This is a genomic window from Lyticum sinuosum, from assembly GCF_034471385.1.
Lineage (GTDB): Bacteria > Pseudomonadota > Alphaproteobacteria > Rickettsiales > Midichloriaceae > Lyticum > Lyticum sinuosum.
On the sequence record NZ_JARGYU010000003.1, the window covers coordinates 16722 to 36135 of the forward strand.

Annotated in this window: 13 protein-coding genes and 1 tRNA gene; 8 read left to right on the forward strand and 6 right to left on the reverse strand. The window is 23.7% G+C overall.

From position 1 onward, the window contains the following. Nucleotides 1-143: 143 nt before the first annotated feature. Nucleotides 144-638 (reverse strand): ribosome silencing factor, encoded by a 495-nt coding sequence (gene rsfS / locus Lyticum_RS03350; RefSeq protein ID WP_322498923.1) that lies wholly within the window; start codon nucleotides 636-638, stop codon nucleotides 144-146. 220 nt (nucleotides 639-858) lie between these two features. On the opposite strand from rsfS, the gene argS reads away from it, so the two are divergent. Continuing rightward, nucleotides 859-2772, forward strand: coding sequence for an arginine--tRNA ligase (argS, locus tag Lyticum_RS03355; RefSeq protein WP_322498924.1), 1914 nt, complete (start codon nucleotides 859-861; stop codon nucleotides 2770-2772). Nucleotides 2773-2876: 104 nt separating this feature from the next. Beyond that, nucleotides 2877-3005, forward strand: coding sequence for a hypothetical protein (locus tag Lyticum_RS03360; protein ID WP_322498925.1), 129 nt, complete (start codon nucleotides 2877-2879; stop codon nucleotides 3003-3005). 118 nt (nucleotides 3006-3123) lie between these two features. Here the strand turns inward: Lyticum_RS03360 and lptB are convergent, their stop codons facing one another. The 4 genes from lptB to Lyticum_RS03380 form a co-directional block, all read right to left on the reverse strand. After that, nucleotides 3124-3828, reverse strand: a complete 705-nt coding sequence (gene lptB, locus Lyticum_RS03365) for an LPS export ABC transporter ATP-binding protein (RefSeq protein ID WP_322498926.1) — start codon at nucleotides 3826-3828, stop codon at nucleotides 3124-3126. 477 nt (nucleotides 3829-4305) lie between these two features. Continuing rightward, a complete protein-coding gene (locus Lyticum_RS03370) occupies nucleotides 4306-6549 on the reverse strand; it encodes a transglycosylase SLT domain-containing protein (protein ID WP_322498927.1) in 2244 nt (747 codons plus the stop codon). Between the two features lie 611 nt (nucleotides 6550-7160). Next, nucleotides 7161-8288, reverse strand: a complete 1128-nt coding sequence (cydB, locus tag Lyticum_RS03375; protein WP_322498928.1) for a cytochrome d ubiquinol oxidase subunit II — start codon at nucleotides 8286-8288, stop codon at nucleotides 7161-7163. Nucleotides 8289-8299: 11 nt separating this feature from the next. After that, nucleotides 8300-9646, reverse strand: a complete 1347-nt coding sequence (locus Lyticum_RS03380; RefSeq protein WP_322498929.1) for a cytochrome ubiquinol oxidase subunit I — start codon at nucleotides 9644-9646, stop codon at nucleotides 8300-8302. Nucleotides 9647-10027: 381 nt separating this feature from the next. Here Lyticum_RS03380 and Lyticum_RS03385 point away from each other — a divergent pair, with 381 nt between their 5' ends. Together Lyticum_RS03385 and thrS are read left to right on the forward strand one after the other, a co-directional pair. Then, entirely contained in the window at nucleotides 10028-10972 is a 945-nt protein-coding gene (locus Lyticum_RS03385; protein WP_322498930.1) for a 16S rRNA (uracil(1498)-N(3))-methyltransferase, read from the forward strand. A 329-nt stretch (nucleotides 10973-11301) separates the two neighbouring features. Beyond that, nucleotides 11302-13332 (forward strand): threonine--tRNA ligase, encoded by a 2031-nt coding sequence (gene thrS, locus Lyticum_RS03390; protein WP_322498931.1) that lies wholly within the window; start codon nucleotides 11302-11304, stop codon nucleotides 13330-13332. A gap of 222 nt (nucleotides 13333-13554) precedes the next feature. On the opposite strand, the gene Lyticum_RS03395 is transcribed toward thrS, so the two are convergent. After that, the gene (locus Lyticum_RS03395) at nucleotides 13555-14307 is read right to left on the reverse strand and encodes a DUF2659 family protein (protein WP_322498932.1); all 753 of its coding nucleotides are present in this window, start codon (nucleotides 14305-14307) and stop codon (nucleotides 13555-13557) included. 272 nt (nucleotides 14308-14579) lie between these two features. Between Lyticum_RS03395 and Lyticum_RS03400 the strand changes: the two genes are divergently transcribed. The 4 genes from Lyticum_RS03400 to ppdK all read left to right on the forward strand — a co-directional run bounded on the left by Lyticum_RS03400 (nucleotide 14580) and on the right by ppdK (nucleotide 19390). Then, entirely contained in the window at nucleotides 14580-15185 is a 606-nt protein-coding gene (locus tag Lyticum_RS03400; protein WP_322498933.1) for a DedA family protein, read from the forward strand. Between the two features lie 170 nt (nucleotides 15186-15355). Beyond that, nucleotides 15356-15429: transfer RNA gene (locus Lyticum_RS03405), tRNA-Gly, on the forward strand. A gap of 83 nt (nucleotides 15430-15512) precedes the next feature. Beyond that, nucleotides 15513-16445 carry an EamA family transporter gene (locus Lyticum_RS03410; protein ID WP_322498934.1) on the forward strand — a complete coding sequence of 311 codons (933 nt, stop codon included), beginning with the start codon at nucleotides 15513-15515 and terminating at the stop codon, nucleotides 16443-16445. A gap of 176 nt (nucleotides 16446-16621) precedes the next feature. Then, complete coding sequence (ppdK, locus tag Lyticum_RS03415; protein ID WP_322498935.1) at nucleotides 16622-19390, forward strand: pyruvate, phosphate dikinase; 2769 nt, start codon at nucleotides 16622-16624, stop codon at nucleotides 19388-19390. Nucleotides 19391-19414: the final 24 nt, after the last annotated feature.

The window sequence follows — 19414 nt, forward strand, 5'->3', positions numbered from 1 at the left end:
AAATCAACAGGATCAATAAATTCAAGAAATATTTAAATAATCTAGTAATTTATTAAAGAAATGAAGTATAAGAACTAGAATAATTCTTATTTATTTTATTTTTATACAATATTTATATATTTTTTTTTATATTTATATATACTTTATATAAAACATCCATCTCTTATAAGTAAATCAACAGGATCAATAAATTCTTTCTTATCTTTTTCAAAGTATTTTGGATAATCTCCAATTTTTCTCTCTATAAATTTCAAATCATACCACATTTTTTCTATATTATATGCTTCTCTATAGCGAGGTTCGAATATATGCACAATGATTTCTCCAAAATATATAACGACCCAATTTCCTTTAGATTGACCACTAGTTTCAGCTGAAATTAAATATTTTGTATTAATATCATCTACTATTTTATTGCTCAAAGCAATGACATGTCTCGGTGATATTCCTGAAGCAACAATTCCATAATATGCTATAGAAGTATTATCATTAAATTCGTATGAAATAATCTCTTCTGCTTTTTCCATATCAAGTTTTGTGCAAATATCATTCACGATATTATAACAGAACTCTTTATTATTTTGTTGATTTTGATCTATATTATTCGAATTTTCATATTCAAATATTTTTTTTTCCATATTTTTATTATCTTTATTATTTTAATAAATTTTGATTGTATTTTACTTAATTTAATTTTTATGACTCAATATTTCTATTGAGAATTATTATTATTATATAACATAATTATTTATATCTTGTAATTCTTTTAAGAATTTTTTAAAAAAAATAAATTAAAAGTTTAATAAAAATCTAACTATATAAAATAATAATATAACAACAAATTTTTATAATATAAAAATGAATTATCTTTTTTTATTGAAGAAAGCTTTTTTTGATGCTTTTAATGAAGAATTTCCAAATTTTAATCATAATGAATTAAATATACTTTCTATATTAAATTTTGAAGTACCAAATGATAAAAAATATGGTGATATATCATCGAATTTAGCAATGTTATTAGGAAAACATTTAAAAATGTCACCAATAACTATTGCTAAAAAGATATGTAATTCTTTACAGAAGTATTATATAAAAATAAAACAAGCAACATATGTTACACCAGGTTTTATCAATATAATTTTTACTGATGAATTTTGGACTGATATTTTAAAAATTATCAATGAAACTTCATATGATGACTATTGTATATCAAAATTTGGTGATAATCAAAGAATTAATATAGAATTTGTTTCTGCTAATCCAACTGGTCCACTTCATATAGGACATGCACGTGGGGCTATATATGGAGATGTGCTAGCAAACATATTAGAACAATGTTCTTATGAAGTTGTAAGAGAATTTTATATCAATGATGCAGGTAAACAAATAGATATTTTAATTGAGTCTTTATGGATACGTTATCAGCAAATTTGTGGTAAGGAAGTTGAATTACCTGAAAAATGTTATCCTGGTGAATATCTAATAGAAGCTGCAGAGTATTTGAAAGATCAATATAAAGACATAGAGAATTATATTTTATGTAATATTAAAAATAAATCAGAAAAAGAAGAGAATTATAATAATATAAAAAATAAATTATTACGTGATTTTATACTTAATAAAATGCTAAATGATATCAAGAGTGATTTAGCAGAAATTGATGTTTATCATGATGTTTTTATTTCAGAAACTGATGATATTTCAGAAAATATTTCAAAAACTATAGATATTTTGCAGGAAAAAAATCTTTTATATAAAGGAGTATTAGAAAAGCCTAAAGGTGAATCAGATGAAGATTGGGAACCAAGAGAACAATTATTATTTAAATCCAGTATGTTTGGTGATTCTAGTGATCGTGCTATTTGTAAAAGTGATGGAACACAAACATATTTTTTATCTGATATAGCATATCACAATCATAAATATCAAAGAAATTTCTCAAAAATGTTGGTAGTTATGGGTGCTGATCATATAGGATATATAAGTAGGTTAAAAGCGGCTGTGTCTGCAATAAGTGATAATAAAATTATTTTTGAAGTTATTATCACAGAGCTTGTAAATTTATTCAAAAATGGAAAGAAAATTAAAATGTCAAAAAGAGCTGGAACTTTTGTGACTTTAAGGGATGTTGTAGATGAATTAGGAAAAGATATTTTACGATTTTCCATGTTGTGGAGGAAAAGTGATACTCAATTTGATCTTGATTTTGCTAAGGCAAAAGAAATGTCTAAAGATAATCCAATATTTTATATACAATATGCTCATACTAGAATATTTTCAACCATTAGACGTGCTGTTGATGATGGATATTGTGATAATGATGAATTTATTATTCAAAGTTTTGAAGAGAATATTAAACCTTATAAAGATAAAATAAATAATGAATATATAACTACTGATACTAGTAATATTCAAAAAATAAAAAGTAATAAAAAAATATATCAAAAATATTATTTTTATCCTAGAAAAAATATAAATTATACTCTTATTAATAATTTTGCAAAAGATCTTATCCATAAAATTGCACAATTTCAACAAATTATAGAAAAATCAGCTATTACATTAGAACCACATAGATTATCATATTATTTATATAATCTTGCATCAGAAATCCATATATTATGGAATTTAGGTGTTAATAATTCAGAAATGCGTTTTATTACAGATAATAAAGAATTAACAAGAGCACGCATATCAATATTATTTGCTGCGGCAAAAACTTTAGGAAAAGGATTACAGATAATGGGAATAAAAGCATTAACTATAATGTAAAAATTATTTTTCATAAAAATCCATATACTAAGAATCCACATAATAATAATATTATAGAAATAGGATGTGGTAGTGGTATTATAGGATCTATTTTAAGAAAAAAAATGATCTTTAACTTATTAGTAGGTTTTGATTATTGTCAAAATGATATATTATTAGCTCATAATAAAAATTTAGGAAATATATACAATGAATTAATTTTTATAAATGATATATTTAAAGAAAGATATTAAAATTAAAGATATTAAAAAGAATTAAAAAGATATTATTTAAATTAATAAATTTTAATATAAAGTATAATATATTTTAATTTTTTAAGAATTAATTTTTCTAAAATCTTAATTTCCTAAACTAATTTCCTAAATATATTTTTTTTACAAAATCATCATTTTTTATATTATCAGAATTACCTTGAGCTATAACTTCTCCTTTATACATAACATAAGCTCTATCAACAATTGGTATAATATCTTTAACATTATGATCAGTTATCATTATTCCTGTTCCCATTAATGCAAGTTTTTTTATAAAAATTCTTAAATCTTCAACAGTAATAGGATCAAGTCCAGTTGTTGGCTCATCTAACAATATGTAAGAAGGGTTTAATGTCCAACAACGTGCTATTTCTACTCTACGGCGTTCACCACCTGATAATAATCTACCTTTTACATTTGATAAATGATTTATTTTCATTTGTTGCATGATTTCATTGACTTTCTGATCACGATTTTTTTTAGGATGATTATTGATCTCTAGTGGAATCATAATATTATCATAAACTGTAATATCTTCAAAAATAGAACTTTCTTGAGAAAGATATGCTATACCACACTTTGCTCTTTGTGCTAAATCTAATTTTGTTATATCTTTATTATCTAATCTAATAGTTCCACTATTTGGGAATATTAATCCAGCTATAATGTAAAAACTCGTTGTTTTACCGGCTCCATTTGGACCAAATATACCAACTATTTCTCTTTTTGAAACTTTAAAGCTACAAGAATTAATAATAATTTTATTTCCTTCTATTTTTGTTAAATTATTTGCTATTAGCATTATTATATATATATTATATTAATTTAATTATATAATATTAGATTATATAATATTAGAATTATATTCTATACTATATTCTATACTATATTTACTATTTACTATTTTTTATATAGATTTTTTATTTTTTATATAGATTTTTTATTATACTATTAATAATAATTTTATTTCCTTCTATTTTTGTTAAATTATTTGCTATTAGCATTATTATATATATATTATATTAATTTAATTTATAATATTAGATTATATAATATTAAAATTATATTCTATACTATATTTACTATTTACTATTTTTTATATAGATTTTTTATTATACTATTAATAATAATTTTATTTCCTTCTATTTTTGTTAAATTATTTGCTATTAGCATTATTATATATATATTATATTAATTTAATTTTATAATATTAGATTATATAATATTAGAATTATATTCTATACTATATTTACTATTTACTATTTTTTATATAGATTTATTATTTTTTATATAGATTTTTTATTATACTATTCATATTTTCTTTATAAAAATAATTATAACTCTGATAATTAGCAATATTACGTTTTATATATTCTCGTGTTTCTCTATACGGGCACTGTTCAATTAAATTAACTAAATCATCTATATTTTTGATATTTTCAAACTCATTAATCCAAATTCGATTATTTAAACCAGATATTCTTCCAGGACCTGTATTATAAGCAGCTAGAGCTCCTGATATCGTTTTGAACCTATTAAATAACTCGTCAAAATAATTAATACCATAAACTAATCCACTATATATATCACCATTAGAATAATCATCAATTAACTTATTATTATTAGGAGAAAATTTTGCAATAACTTGCATAGGTCCTATAGCATTATTCTTGCTTTTTGCTGCATAATTAAATTCACTTTCTTGTCTTATAATTGAAAAATATATATTTTCTGGAAGTAATCTTGAGTCTGGTATCTTATATGGACGCAAGAAAGATATTGGGATTACACCTCTACCAGATGATTGAAGTCTATTGCTAATTTTTACAACAATAGTGTAATTCTTATTTTTTAGAAAATATTCTATTATTTTTTTCCAATTTGATATATTTTTTTGATTAACTAACCATATCATAATTCTTTCAGATTCTCCAAAATTTTTAGCTTCATAAAGTAATTGAATGCTAAATAATGCCAATTTATAATCAGTATTTTGATTTTTTGTAATATTTTTATTATTATTTACTATAAATATAGGATCTGCTCCACTTTTTGTGGAATTTATATTAATTTTCTTTTCAATATTCTTTGTTTTATTATCATATAGTGTAAATTCCGTACTAAAATAATTATCCCAAGTCGTTTTATTTTTCTTAAAGTTGCTTTTTATTTTTGTATTTTGTGTATTATGTATTTTTGTTATTGCATCAAATGCACAATAGCTGTAAAAATTGACTCCATAACTTGCAGATAAGTACAAATATTCAATGACTTTTTGATTATATATATCTATTTGATTATGTTTAAAATTTATTTCTTTAGAAATATTTTTATCTTTTAAGTACTTAAATTTTTTCGTATTTTTTAATTTTAATATATTATTTTTTTCTTCATTTATTTTTTGTTTATATGCTTGCGCCAACCAGAACAAGATTTGTGTTTTAGAATTGCTATTTTGAGTTAAATGATATGCTTTATTTAAATTATTTATAATATAATCAGATTTAACTTTTAGTTGTATTCCATTATATGCATATAACCAATAATAGTTAAAAATATCATCTTGAGATTTCGGAATAGTAGTATTATTTAAAATTTTATATGCTGATGCAAAATCTTTATAAAGCATTGCACTTCTTATTGTAATATGAGATAAAGACCAAGAATTAGATATTAATCTTGATATTAATGTTGGTTTTGACACCAATCTTACAATTTCTTTAACTGCATCTAAATCGTTGTATTTAAGTCTATTTCTTAAATAGTATAGATACTCTATATTCTCAGTATTATATATATTACTTCTATTATTTACTATATGAGGTTTTGATATTATTTCTTTATTAGAAATATATTTAGATAATTTTTTGATTAATTCAATTTTTTCATTTCTTGTATTCTGTGGTAAAAGATATGCTAATTCTAGAGCTTTATCATGTTTAAGTTCTATAATTAAACTATTAATTTTATCAAGTAGTTCATTAATAGTAATAAAATTATATTGCAAAAGTATACTAATAATATTTCTTGATAAATCCATTGATTTCCAATTTTTTACATATAATTTATTCCCAGTAATAATATCAAATAATACTTTACCATTATTAGTTTCAGGGTCAGTATTTTTACGATAAAGAAATCTTTTTATACTTTCTTTTGAATGAACTTTAATATCTATATTATTTTCAATGACTGAAGCATAAGATTCAAGAAATGGGAAGTTCTTAATATATTCTAATGTCAAATCAAGATAATTTTTTTGTTTCTTATTTTTATATACTATATTAATAAATCTACCTAAAATAGTTGGTAAATCATTATAACTATTTTTTTTTATACTTTTTATATCACCATATGTTATATTATTACTATAATTAAGTTGTATTTTGTACTTAATAATATCAGTTCTATTAGGTGATGGAAGTACATCTTCAGAAAAAATTTTATTTTCATTTATAGGATTATTATAAGCAATAATAAGTATGAATATAATGATAAGTTTTAATATTTTTATTTTATTCATGTTATAATATTTTCTAATTTCTATTACTGCAATAATAATGTATAGATGTATAATATCTATATAAAAAAATATTTGGAGTAATACAATTATTAATATATAGAAAGTTTTTTAATTGAATTTATTGCTTTAATAAAAATGATAAGAATTTAATTGGCTATTATTAGATCTGATAAAAATAGATATACAGACAAAAATTATAACAGTAAATAATAGATTTAATAGTAAATTGAATTTTTACTTTGGGTTTTTATTCAACTATTTTATGTATAATTTTATATGTTTTTATAATGTTTTTTGTATGTTTTTTATGTGTTTTTTGTATGTTTTTATAGTGTTTTTATAATGTTTTTTATATACTAATTATTAAAAAATTTTCTAATATTATATGTAATTCAGTTATTTTTTATTAAAAATTAGTTGCAATTTTTTATATTAATTTGAAGAATAATTTTATAGGTAAAGTTATTATTATAATAGAAAAAACCCCAAAAATCCATAATATTATCATCCATATCCAATTTTCTACTTTTTTATTGAAATTTCTATTAGTTATATATTTATCAAATTTTTTAAGATTTTTTTTAAAAAAACGTTTAATTTTATTTATAATCTTAATAATTAACTTCATCTTCTACTTTACCTTTAAAAACATAAAAAACATAAATTGTATAACATATTGCAAGTGGTAGAAACACCATTGTTCCCAATAAAGTTAGAGATAAACTTTCATTAGAACTTGCCACATCTGCAAAAGTATAAGAATATGGAATAGCATATGGATAAACTGATGCCATAATTCCAACATATGATACTATTATTCCAATATAAGTTAAAAAAAATGGTTTAAAGTCTGTAAAATTAAATTTATTTAATTTAATATTTTTATTGACTAATAAATCAGTATTTTCTGCTAAATTATCAGAATTATACTCATTTTTTTGATATTTTTTAGATAATATATATGAAATAAGATAAAAAATGATAGCAGATATAATTCCTGTAAATATCACTAAATTTTTTAATGGTAAGTCTATTAATTTTTGATTTTCATTATTAAAAACATAAATAGAACTATGCTTTATAGTGATCAGAATACCTGCCATTAAAGACATAATAGATGCGTATAATGAAGTCTTTTTTGCTATTATTTTTGCCCAATATGCGGTATCATTTTCACTTTTGGCAATTATCCAAGTTGAACCAAGAAGAACATAAATAATAGTTACACCTAAAGAGCTCATTATACTGAATGGAGATAACCAATCAAAAGCATCTCCAGAAAAATTACGTTGATTAATTTTAACTCCACTTAAAAATGCTCCAAAAATAGCTCCTTGAGATAAAGAAGCAGTTAGTGAGCTTATACTTAATACCCATTGCCATATCTTACGCTCATTTTTAGATGATTTATGCCAAAATTCTATAGCTGAACCTCTCAGTATTAAACTGAATAGCATTAAGAAAATTGGAATATAAAAAGCAGGCATTAATATAGCAAAAGCTAATGGAAAAACTACAAATAATCCTCCTCCAGCTAAGACTATCCATGTTTCATTACTGTCCCAAAATGGCGATATTGAATTCATAAGACAATGATGAGATTTCTCTGATGGAGCATAAGGAAAAATAATTCCTACTCCAAGGTCAAATCCATCAAGTAATACATAAACTAAAAGAGCTATTGCAATGAGTAATCCCCATGTGAGTGGAAGATTAATAAATTCACTAAAATTAAACATATGATATTATTTTAAAAAATATTTCTTATTTGATTAATTTTTTCATCTGGAACTATTCCTTTATGAATAATTTTAGCCATATAATATATACCTAAAATAAATAAAATTATATAAATCAATAAAAATACAGAAAGTGACCAAGATAATTGTCCTGCGGTAATTTGTGGAGATGCACTATCTATTGTTCTCAGAAGACCATAAACCGTATAAGGTTGTCTTCCTACTTCAGTAACAAACCATCCAGCAATTATTGCGATTAAACCTGATGGTATCATTAAAATCCAAAGTTTATTAATAAATGTGGATTGACCAATTTTATTTTTTATCATCATAATAAAATTAATTATCATCATAAAAAAAATTGTAAAACCAATTCCAACCATAATTCTAAAACCCCAAAAAACCACATGAATTGGTGGTCTTTCTTCTTTTGGCCAGCTTTTTAAACCACGTACTTTCCCATTCCAACTACGTGTTAATATTAAGCTACTCAATTTATCAATTCCTATTTCATAATGATTAACTTCATTTTTTTCATCAGGAATAGCAAATAAAATTAAAGGGATTCCTTCTTTTGTCTCCCATAATCCCTCCATTGCAGCAACTTTTACAGGTTGATGTTTAAGAACATTTAAACCATGAGCATCTCCTGCTAATATCTGTAATGGTGAAAGTATTGATAATGCTATAGTTGCAAATTTAAGTAAGAATTTTCCTTCCTGTTGATGTCGATTTTTCCAAATGTAATATGCCCCAACTCCACCTAATATCATTGAAGTTGTTATATAAGAGGCTAGAAGCATATGTACTATACGATGTCTAAATGATGGATTAAATATTACATCAATCCAATTTTTAGCAAAAAAACGACCGTCACTGGCAATAAAATATCCACTAGGTGTTTGCATCCAACTATTGGCTGAAATAATCCAAAAAGCCGAAAGAGCGGTACCAAATGCAACTATACATGTAGAAATAAAATGCATACGTGGTGAAACTTTATTCCATCCCCATAGCATAACCCCTAAAAAAGATGCTTCTAAAAAGAATGCGGTTAAAACTTCAAATCCTATTAATGGACCTATAACATTTGATATATGATCTGAAAATAATGACCAATTTGTTCCAAGTTGATAAGATAATGTAACGCCAGACACAACCCCTAATCCAAATCCAATAGCAAAAAATTTAATCCATAAATGGTATAATTTAAAATATATTTCATTTTTAGTACGCAACCATAAAAACTCAATTATCGCTAAAAATAATGCTAATCCAATTGACATTGAAGGAAATATGATATGAAACGCTACTGTAAAAGCAAATTGTATACGAGCAAGCATTAATGTTGTAAACATGTCTCGATAATGTATTATAATATTATAATAAAACAGCCATTTTTGGCAGAAAATAGACTTTATAATATAAATTATAATTTAAATTTTTCTTTTCGTAAATAGAAAACTAATAAAAAAAAAGAAAAATAATTAATTTTATTAATTAATAAAATTATAATTAAATATACATTTTTTTGTATTATTTATTATTAATATTGATTATTTTGTGATTATAATATTTAAGATTGAATGATTATTTGCTTATTTAAAACGAAATAAAAGACATATTAAATCATATATTTTACTAATTTATGTTTTACAACATCCTAAAAAACACTTAAAAAACATATAAAAAACACTTAAAAAACATATAAAAAACATATAAAAAACATACAAAAAAATATGAAAGAGAAAATAGTAATAAAAGATAATTTATATAGAGTATATATGAAAAATATAAAAGATATAAATTACCTTTCTAGTGAACAGAAACATCATCTTATAAATGTCCTTCGTTTAAAGAATGGAGATTTTATATCTATATTTAATCAAATAGATGGAGAATTTTATGCAGAAATAAAATTTAAAGGACGCAATGAATATATTGTAGAAAAAATTTATCAATTAGAAAAATCACCAGATAAAAAGAATAATAAAGCATATTTATGCTTTAGTTTATTAAAATTATCTAATAATTCTTTAGTTATTGAAAAAGCTACAGAATTAGGAATTGATGGGTTATTCCCTATTATAAGTGATAAATGTATAGTTCGTACTATTAATATTGAAAAAATAAATCGTATTGCTATAGGAGCAACTGAACAAAGTAATAGATTAACAATTCCAAATATTTATGATGTTCAAACAATTCATCAAAACTTAGATATATTAATTAATAATAAAAATAACAATATATATAATAATATAAAAAGTGAAAATAATATATTAAATAATAATATAAAAAGTGAAAATAATATAGAATCTTGTTTTAATAATAAAAATACTATTATTATTTTTGAAATACCAAGTAAAATAAAATTATATCAAGAAATAAATCAAAAATTTTTAATAAAACCATTATTAGAATGGATAATAGAAGAATCTTCTTTAAAAAATAGGATTAAAAAAATAATATCAAACTATTTTGTATATATTGGCCCTGAGGGAGGTTGGAGTGATAAAGATCGTCAAACATTTATTGATTATGCGTTGATCAGTAATAATTTATCTGACAATAAAACTGAATTTATTGTCATAACTGTTTCAGAGAATATAATGCGTGCAGAAACTGCATGTATTGCAGCAGCATCTTGGATTTGTTCATTAACAAAATACTTAAATAGTTAACTAAATAAGATATTAATTTGTTAATTCAAATAATTAATTAAATAAACAAGATGTTACGAAATAAAACAGAATTATTTCATAATAATTTTAAATATTTAAAAAAAAGTATAAAAAAGTATAAAATTATTTATAATATAAATTATATAAAAATTTTTTATATATAGTCTTCCTATACATATAATTGATACTTATAATTTTATTTTGTAAATCTTATTTGTAAATTTTGTTTGTAAGATTTAAAATTATCAGGAAATTTTCTTTCTCAAATAATTTAACAAAATGATATTTTTATTCTATATTAACATTTATTAATTAAATTCCTAATTTATATGACAGATATTATGATAGATATAAAGCTTGCTGATGGAAAAATAACAACCCATAAATCAGGTGTTAATGGCTTAGAAATAGCAGGGAGTATAAGCAAATCTCTAGCAAAAAAAGCATTAGCTATTATGATAAATAACAAATTATGTGATTTAACAGATATAATAACATCAGATGCTACCGTAAAAATTATTACTATAGATGATGATGAAGGATTAGAAATTATTCGTCATGATACTGCTCATGTTTTAGCCCAAGCAATAAAAGAATTATATCCTGAAGCTAAAATAGCAATAGGTCCAAATATTAAAGACGGATTTTATTATGATATAGATTCACCACATCATATATCTATAGAAGAGTTAGATAAAATAGAAGCACAAATGTGGCACATCATTAAAAGAGGCGATAAATTCATAAAACAATTTGTAGATAAAAAGAGTGCTATAGAGTTTTTTTCATCTAAAAAAGAAAATTATAAAGTAGAAATTATTAAAGATTTATCAGAAAATGATAATATTAGTATATATCAGCAAGGAAATTTTTATGATTTGTGTAGAGGTCCACATGGTCAATCAACATCATATTTAAAAGCTTTTAAGTTAACAAAAATATCAGGAGCATATTGGCGTGGAAATAGTAAAAACCAAATGTTACAGAGAATATATGGGACTGCATGGCGTAATTATGAAGAATTAAATAAATATCTCACTTTAATTAAAGAAGCAGAACAACGAGATCATAGAAATATAGGACAGCAAATGGGATTATTTCACTTTCAAGAGAGTGCACCAGGTGTCACTTTTTGGCATCCTAATGGATGGGCTATTTTTAAAACACTTGTTCAGTATATGAGATATAAACAAAGAGAATATGGTTATCTTGAGATATCTACTCCGGAAATAATGGAGCAAATTTTATGGGAACAATCAGGTCACTGGGAAAAATTTAGCGAAAATATGTTTACAGCACATAGCCATGATGAACAACATAAGAATTATGTAATAAAACCAATGAATTGCCCTGGTGGAATTCAAGTCTTTAACCATCTTGGTAGTGTGAGCTATAGAGATCTACCTATAAAATTTTCTGAATTTGGAAAAGTATATCGATATGAACCTTCTGGAGCACTCCATGGATTAATGAGAGCAAGAGGATTTACACAAGATGATGCACATTCATTTTGTACTGAAGAGCAAATACAAGAAGAAGTAATGCAAATGTGTAAAATGGTGTTTTTAGTTTATGAAGAATGCGGATTTAAAGACATTATTGTGAAAATTGCTGATCGTCCTGAAAAGCGTATTGGTGATAATGAAATATGGGATAAATCTGAAAAAGCATTATCAAATGGATTAAATGAAATTGGTATTCCATATGTTTGGAATCATGGTGAAGGAGCATTTTATGGGCCAAAAATAGAATTTCATTTACGTGATGCTCTAGGAAGAGATTGGCAAATGGGAACAATTCAAGTAGATTTTAATATGACAAATCGACTAAATGCATTCTATATAGGAAAAGATGGACAAAAAAAACATCCTGTTATGATACATCGTGCAATTTTTGGTTCATTAGAGAGATTTATCGCAATTATGATAGAACATTATGCTGGTTGGTTACCATTATGGTTAGCACCTTTACAAGTTGTAATTATAACAGTTAATAATCATGATAATGTTATACAATATGCAAAAGAAATATTTAAAAAAATGTTTTCAGTAGGAATAAGAGTGAAAATAGATTTTGTAAATGAAACAGTAAGCTATAAAATACGTAAAAATACCATGTCTAAAGTTCCACTTATCATAACTATAGGTGAGAAAGAAGTAGCAGAGCAAATGATATCTTTAAGAGATAATTTAAATACAAGTAATGAAAATAATAAAAGTAATGAAAATAATGATTTTAGTATCAATAATTTAAATAAAAAAATTAACGATTTAAACCATGATCATAATATCAACAGTAAATCAAATTATTATTTCACTTTAGAAGATATGTTTAGTAAATATAATTTTACAATTAAATAAAAAATAAAAATTTTATTTTATCTTTTTTCAGATTGTATATTTCTATTATTAGTTTGAGAGTCTGTATTTTTTGTAAAATCTTTATTATACTTAAAATAAATCCTGATTTTATCTGCAATATTATTGATTTTACTAACACCTATAGTTTTACATCAAATTATTTTATTCTCTTCCACTTTATTTATATTAACTCTATTTATATTAATATTATTTATATTAACTTTATTTTTCTTCTTTATGTAAAATATTTTGGTTATTAAGATTAATATTTCTATTATTAGTTTGAGAGTCTGTATTTTTTGTAAAATCTTTATTATACTTAAAATAAATCCTGATTTTATCTGCAATATTATTGATTTTACTAACACCTATAGTTTTATCATCAGCAATTTTTTTAGCAAGAGAATATGCCTCATCTGTTTTTCCTATTTCTGAAAGTAAAATAGCATGAAGAATAGATGCTGATGCATAAAACGGTTTATTAGAATTATCAAATTTTTCAAGTTCTTTTATTGCTTCTTGTGGTTTAATAAGATCATATTTAAGTTCACCAGATATAGCGCTAAACCAAACAAAATCCCTCAGAGTTTTATCATATTTTGTATTGTTAGCAATTTTTTTGTATTCTATAATACAGCGTGATGAGCTATTTGTTATAGATTCTATCATTCCTATGTAAAGACGTGCAAAGATAGCATACGCAGACTTATCTGCATCAGCTATTTTATTAATATCAGCAATTGTTGATTCAATAGATTCTTTATTATCCCAATTTATTTTATGAAGAGCATTCATTAGATCATCACTATCTTGCTTTGCAATTTCAATTTTTTCATTCTTTTGCCATGAAAAAAAAATTGCTACAAGTATAGCAAAAATACCTATTATAATAATTATTTTGATAAAAAAAGTCGATAATTTGTATACTTTTTCATTATTTTCTTGATCTATAACTTCATTTAATATATCTGACATAAAATCTAATTTATTATAAATTTTTTATTATATAATAATATAATATTATTATTTGAATTCTTTAATATTCATATTACTAACAATAGTATAGTTATATATTAAAAATCTATTACTATCATTTAATTAAAATGTGAATAGATTTTATATATATTAATTGATTAATTGTGATACATGATATTAATTATGGTATCTTAATATAAGAGTTACTGTTATATTGAGTATTGTAAATGTTATAATTAAGCGCAATTTTATAAAATTTTACTTATTATCAGATGAATGAATTACTTTTATATATAGTTGATCTTGTTGAAAAAATGGGATATATAGGTATTTTTCTTATGACATTCATAGAAGGAACATTAATTCCAATTCCAAATGAAATAACGCTAATACCTGCTGGTTTTTTAGTATCAAAAGGTGAATTTAATTTTTGGATATTATTAATTATAAGTGCTGCAGGAAATGTAATGGGATCAATGACTAGTTATTATGTTGCTTTTAAATACGGTAGAAATGCATTATTGCGTTATGGAAAATATTTCTTTTTTGATGATAAAAAAATGCAAAAAATGGAATCTTTTTTTCAAAAACATGGTCCTTTTTCTGTATTTATCGGTAGAATTGCACCTGGTATAAAACATTTTATATCATTTCCTCCAGGATTAGCTCAAATGGATTTTAAGAAATTCTTTATTTATAGTTCATTGGGTGGAACATTATGGGTTCTAATTTTAATATTAATTGGTATAACTATAGGTAATAATCAAGATTTAATTAATTATTATGTTGAAAAAATGAATTATATCATATTTTTTCTAGTTATATTCGTAATTATATTTTATATTAGGTATAATAAAATAAAAAAAAATAACCAATAATAAACAATAATAAATTTTTATACAATTTACTTTGTAATATATTTGACAAACAGTAATAAATTATGATAAAAAATTTCTAATGAAATAACTTATATTAGTTTGTTGCGTGTTACGTAAGTTTAATAATATAAGTGTTATCTACAAACGCACATTCAATCTGTGCTTTATTAGCGGGTGTAGCTCAATGGTAGAGTCCCAGCCTTCCAAGCTGGCTGCGTGGGTTCGATTCCCATCACCCGCTCCACAAAGTTATCTCATTTTTTATCCTTGTATTATTACTAACTGCAATTATATAGCTAATATAAGTGTTTCTCTTAGAATTTTGGGATGATTTCAATTTCAAGTAGATTAAATGGAATACTAAGTAAAATATTCTGTTTAATACTATCTGCAATAATAACATTGGTTTTTGTTCATAGAAATCCAAAAATCGGTATATTTGAACAAATATATTTTGCCAATTTATCTGCTACTTGTGTAATTATTATATGGTTAATCACAACTAAGCCTTATAGAAAAAATGGAAATCAAACCCTATATCAAGCTATATCACAAATAGATATCAAATGGTATTTTGTAAGAGCAATTCTATCACTTATAGCAATGACTGTATGGTCTTATATATCAAAAAAATTAGGCGCATATGAAGTCACTTTGATAGGATATTTAGGACTTGTATCACCACTTATTATTTCTCATATTTTAGATTTAGAAAAAATTCGCTTATCATCGGTATTTGGAATAATTATTTGTATATTAGCTGTCTTTTTTTCTTTAAAAGAAGAAAATAAAATTATATCGATTATTAACATACTTATTGGTCTTATTCCTTCTATTTGTTGGGGTGGGTATGAAATAATTTGCAAAAAACAATCATCAACAGATGATTTAATTTTACAAGGATTCATTGTATTTTTGGCTAGTGTTATAATATCATCTCCAATGATAATTCCAAATATTACAAAAATTCCTTATAATGAAATAATTTTTGCTTTTTATTTAGGATTTATTAGAATAGGAGTTGTATTTACTATTTTTTTATCTTATAAAAATCTTAGTGTTAATAGTTTATTAATAATGGGTTATTTACGCTTACCAATTATGATAGCTATAAATTATTCTATTTTTTCTGAAGTTCCATTAGTAAAAACTATTTCTGCTGCTATAATAATAATATTAACAAATTTTATTATTATCAATCATAATAAAAAAATAGATAAAAATATTAATAATATAGATGATATTACTGCTAAAAAATAAAAATTAAATCTAAAATATTAAAAAATAATATTATAATGTTATAATATTAAAAAATAGTATTAAAATAATATTATATTTTTATCAATATCGATTTATTGAGTAATATAAAAGCTAAAAATAATAAAAATATAGAGATATAAAAATATATAAAATTTTATAATGCAAATAGTATATTTATGAAGCATTTCTCAGATCAGAACTCTTTAGATAGAATAATTTTTAATTTTTCTCATTATTCTAAAGAAATAACACAAATTTTAAATGAAAACTTTAATAAAGAAACAGTAGAATTAATTGTAGATAAAAAAATTTGGGGTGGAAAAGGATCAGCCTTAATAACTATGAGTTGTTTAGGTATAGATGTTCCTCCTGGTTTTATTGTTAACACAAGTTTATGTTCTTATTATAATAGTTATAATTCTATTCCATCAGAAGTTGAAAATAAAATTAAACATGCAATTCAATCATTAGAAGATACATTATCTTTAGTTTTTGGTAGTATTGATAATCCTTTATTGATTTCTGTTCGCTCAGGAGCTCCAATATCAATGCCTGGTATGATGGATACAATATTAAATATTGGTTTAAACGATGAAATTGTTGAAGGATTATCTAAAAAATATAACAATCCTAGGTTTGCATATGATAGTTATAGACGTTTATTACATATGTTTGGCACAACCGTAATGCAAATTGAATCAAATCTTTTTGATTTGCCATTTGATTATTTAAAAATTTCAGAAGGAGTTACAAGTGATCACCATGTTTCTGTTGATGGACTTAAAAAGTTAATTAATACCTATAAGAATATCATTTTAGAACAATCAAAAGAAGATTTCCCTCAAAATGTATATGATCAATTGTTTAGAGCAATTAAAGCTGTTCTAGATTCATGGCAATCTAAGAGAGCAATTAAATATAGAGAAATATATAATATATCTGAAGATTTAGGTACAGCAGTTACAGTACAAGCTATGGTTTTTGGAAATTTGAGTGAAAAAAGTTGTACTGGTGTAATTTTTTCACGTAATCCATCAAATGGTGATAATGAAATCTTTGGTGAATTTTTATTAAATGCCCAAGGTGAAGATATAGTATCTGGTATTAAAAATAGTTTACCAATTAGTATAAAAATGGAAAAATCTTGGCAAATTATAAATAATGAAGATTTATCTATTAGTATACCAGAATCTATGGAAAGACTTATGCCAGATGTTTTTGTAAAACTTAAGAATATTTCTAAAAAACTAGAATATTTTTATGGAGATATGCAAGATATAGAGTTTACTGTAGAAAACGGAAGGCTATGGATTCTTCAGAGTAGATCTGGAAAACGTTCTTCGTTAGCTTCATTAAAGATAGCTAATGATATGGTAGAAGAAAAAATTATTAATAAAAAGCAAGCTTTAAAAATAATTCCAATTCAAACATTTGAACAATTACTTCATTGTGGTTTAGATTACTCATTCATAAAAATTCCTCCATTAACTTGTGGATTACCAGCTTCTCCAGGAGCTGCTGTAGGAATGGTAGCAACTAATGTTAAAGATGCAGAATTAATGGCTAAAATGGGTAAAGTTATTTTAGTACGCAATGAGACTAGCCCAGAGGATATGTCAGGAATTGCTGTTGCTGATGGGATAATTACAGCACGAGGTGGAATGACATCTCATGCAGCTGTTGTTGCTAGAGGTATGGGAAAATCTTGTATATGCAGTGTTTCTGGATTATTTGTTGATGGTAAAAACATACATATTAATGGAGAAAAGTTTCCCAGTGGAACATATTTAAGTATGGATAGTACTAAAGGTGAGATATATTTAGGACAAATACCTATTATAGCTTCAAATATTCCTTATGAATTTGAAATGATTAATTCTTGGATAAATGAGTATAAAAAAATCGATATTCATGCTAATGCTGAAACAATTGGAGATATAGAATCTGCATTTAGTTTGGGAGCAACAGCTATAGGATTATGTAGAACAGAACATATGTTTTTTTCTCCAGAACGGATTTTTTATATGAGAAAAATGATTCTATCAAAAGATCATTCAGATAGAGTATTTAATCTTGATATTCTTGAGAAATATCAACAACATGATTTTGAAAAAATATTTGAAATTAGTAAAGGAAAAGCTGTTACTATTAGATTACTTGATCCACCACTTCATGAATTTTTACCACACGATGATAAAGAAATTAAAGAATTTTGTATACAAAGTAATTCAATTGAATCTGATGTGAAATTATCTTTAGCTATTAAAAAAGAGCATAATCCTATGTTAGGACATCGTGGTTGTCGTCTAGCAATAACTTATCCTGAAATATATATAATGCAAGTTAGAGCTATTTTGTGTGCTATATCTAAACTAGTTTCAGAAAGAAAAGTATCAGAATATGAATTATATCCTGAGATTATGATTCCTCTTGTATCAAATGTAAATGAATTAGCTATATGTAAAAAATTAGTTCAAGATACATTTGATGATTTTTGTGAAAGTTTAAATGATAATGATCTAAAAAACTCATTATCTAAAATAAGCTATAAATTTGGTGCTATGATTGAGCTTCCTTGTGCAGCTTTACAAGCAGATAGAATTGCTGAAATTTGTGATTTTATTAGTTTTGGTACTAATGATCTTACTCAAACTACTTTAGGATTATCACGCGATGATAGTGCAAACTTTATTGCAACATATGTTAATAAAAAAATTTGGAATAATGATCCATTTGTAACTATTGAACAGTCAACTGTTGGAGAATTATTAAAAATAGCTATAAATAAAGCCAGATCATCTAATCCTAAAATTAAAATAGGAATTTGTGGTGAACATGCAGGAAATCCTGAATCTATTCCATTTATAAACAGTTTGCAAATAGATTATATTTCTTGTTCACCATATCGTATACCATTAGCAAGGTTAATATCTTCTCAAGTATAATTTTTAAGAACTAATAATTAAAAG

Bases quoted from the DNA above. Each gene is read 5' to 3' on its own strand.
- Lyticum_RS03395 (WP_322498932.1), bottom strand. From the start codon at position 14,307: ATGTCAGATATATTAAATGAAGTTATAGATCAAGAAAATAATGAAAAA.
- lptB (WP_322498926.1), bottom strand. From the start codon at position 3,828: ATGCTAATAGCAAATAATTTAACAAAAATAGAAGGAAATAAAATTATT.
- cydB (WP_322498928.1), bottom strand. From the start codon at position 8,288: ATGTTTAATTTTAGTGAATTTATTAATCTTCCACTCACATGGGGATTA.
- argS (WP_322498924.1), top strand. From the start codon at position 859: ATGAATTATCTTTTTTTATTGAAGAAAGCTTTTTTTGATGCTTTTAAT.
- Lyticum_RS03400 (WP_322498933.1), top strand. From the start codon at position 14,580: ATGAATGAATTACTTTTATATATAGTTGATCTTGTTGAAAAAATGGGA.
- rsfS (WP_322498923.1), bottom strand. From the start codon at position 638: ATGGAAAAAAAAATATTTGAATATGAAAATTCGAATAATATAGATCAA.
- Lyticum_RS03360 (WP_322498925.1), top strand. From the start codon at position 2,877: ATGATCTTTAACTTATTAGTAGGTTTTGATTATTGTCAAAATGATATA.
- thrS (WP_322498931.1), top strand. From the start codon at position 11,302: ATGACAGATATTATGATAGATATAAAGCTTGCTGATGGAAAAATAACA.
- Lyticum_RS03385 (WP_322498930.1), top strand. From the start codon at position 10,028: ATGAAAGAGAAAATAGTAATAAAAGATAATTTATATAGAGTATATATG.
- ppdK (WP_322498935.1), top strand. From the start codon at position 16,622: ATGAAGCATTTCTCAGATCAGAACTCTTTAGATAGAATAATTTTTAAT.
- Lyticum_RS03370 (WP_322498927.1), bottom strand. From the start codon at position 6,549: ATGAATAAAATAAAAATATTAAAACTTATCATTATATTCATACTTATT.
- Lyticum_RS03410 (WP_322498934.1), top strand. From the start codon at position 15,513: ATGATTTCAATTTCAAGTAGATTAAATGGAATACTAAGTAAAATATTC.
- Lyticum_RS03380 (WP_322498929.1), bottom strand. From the start codon at position 9,646: ATGTTTACAACATTAATGCTTGCTCGTATACAATTTGCTTTTACAGTA.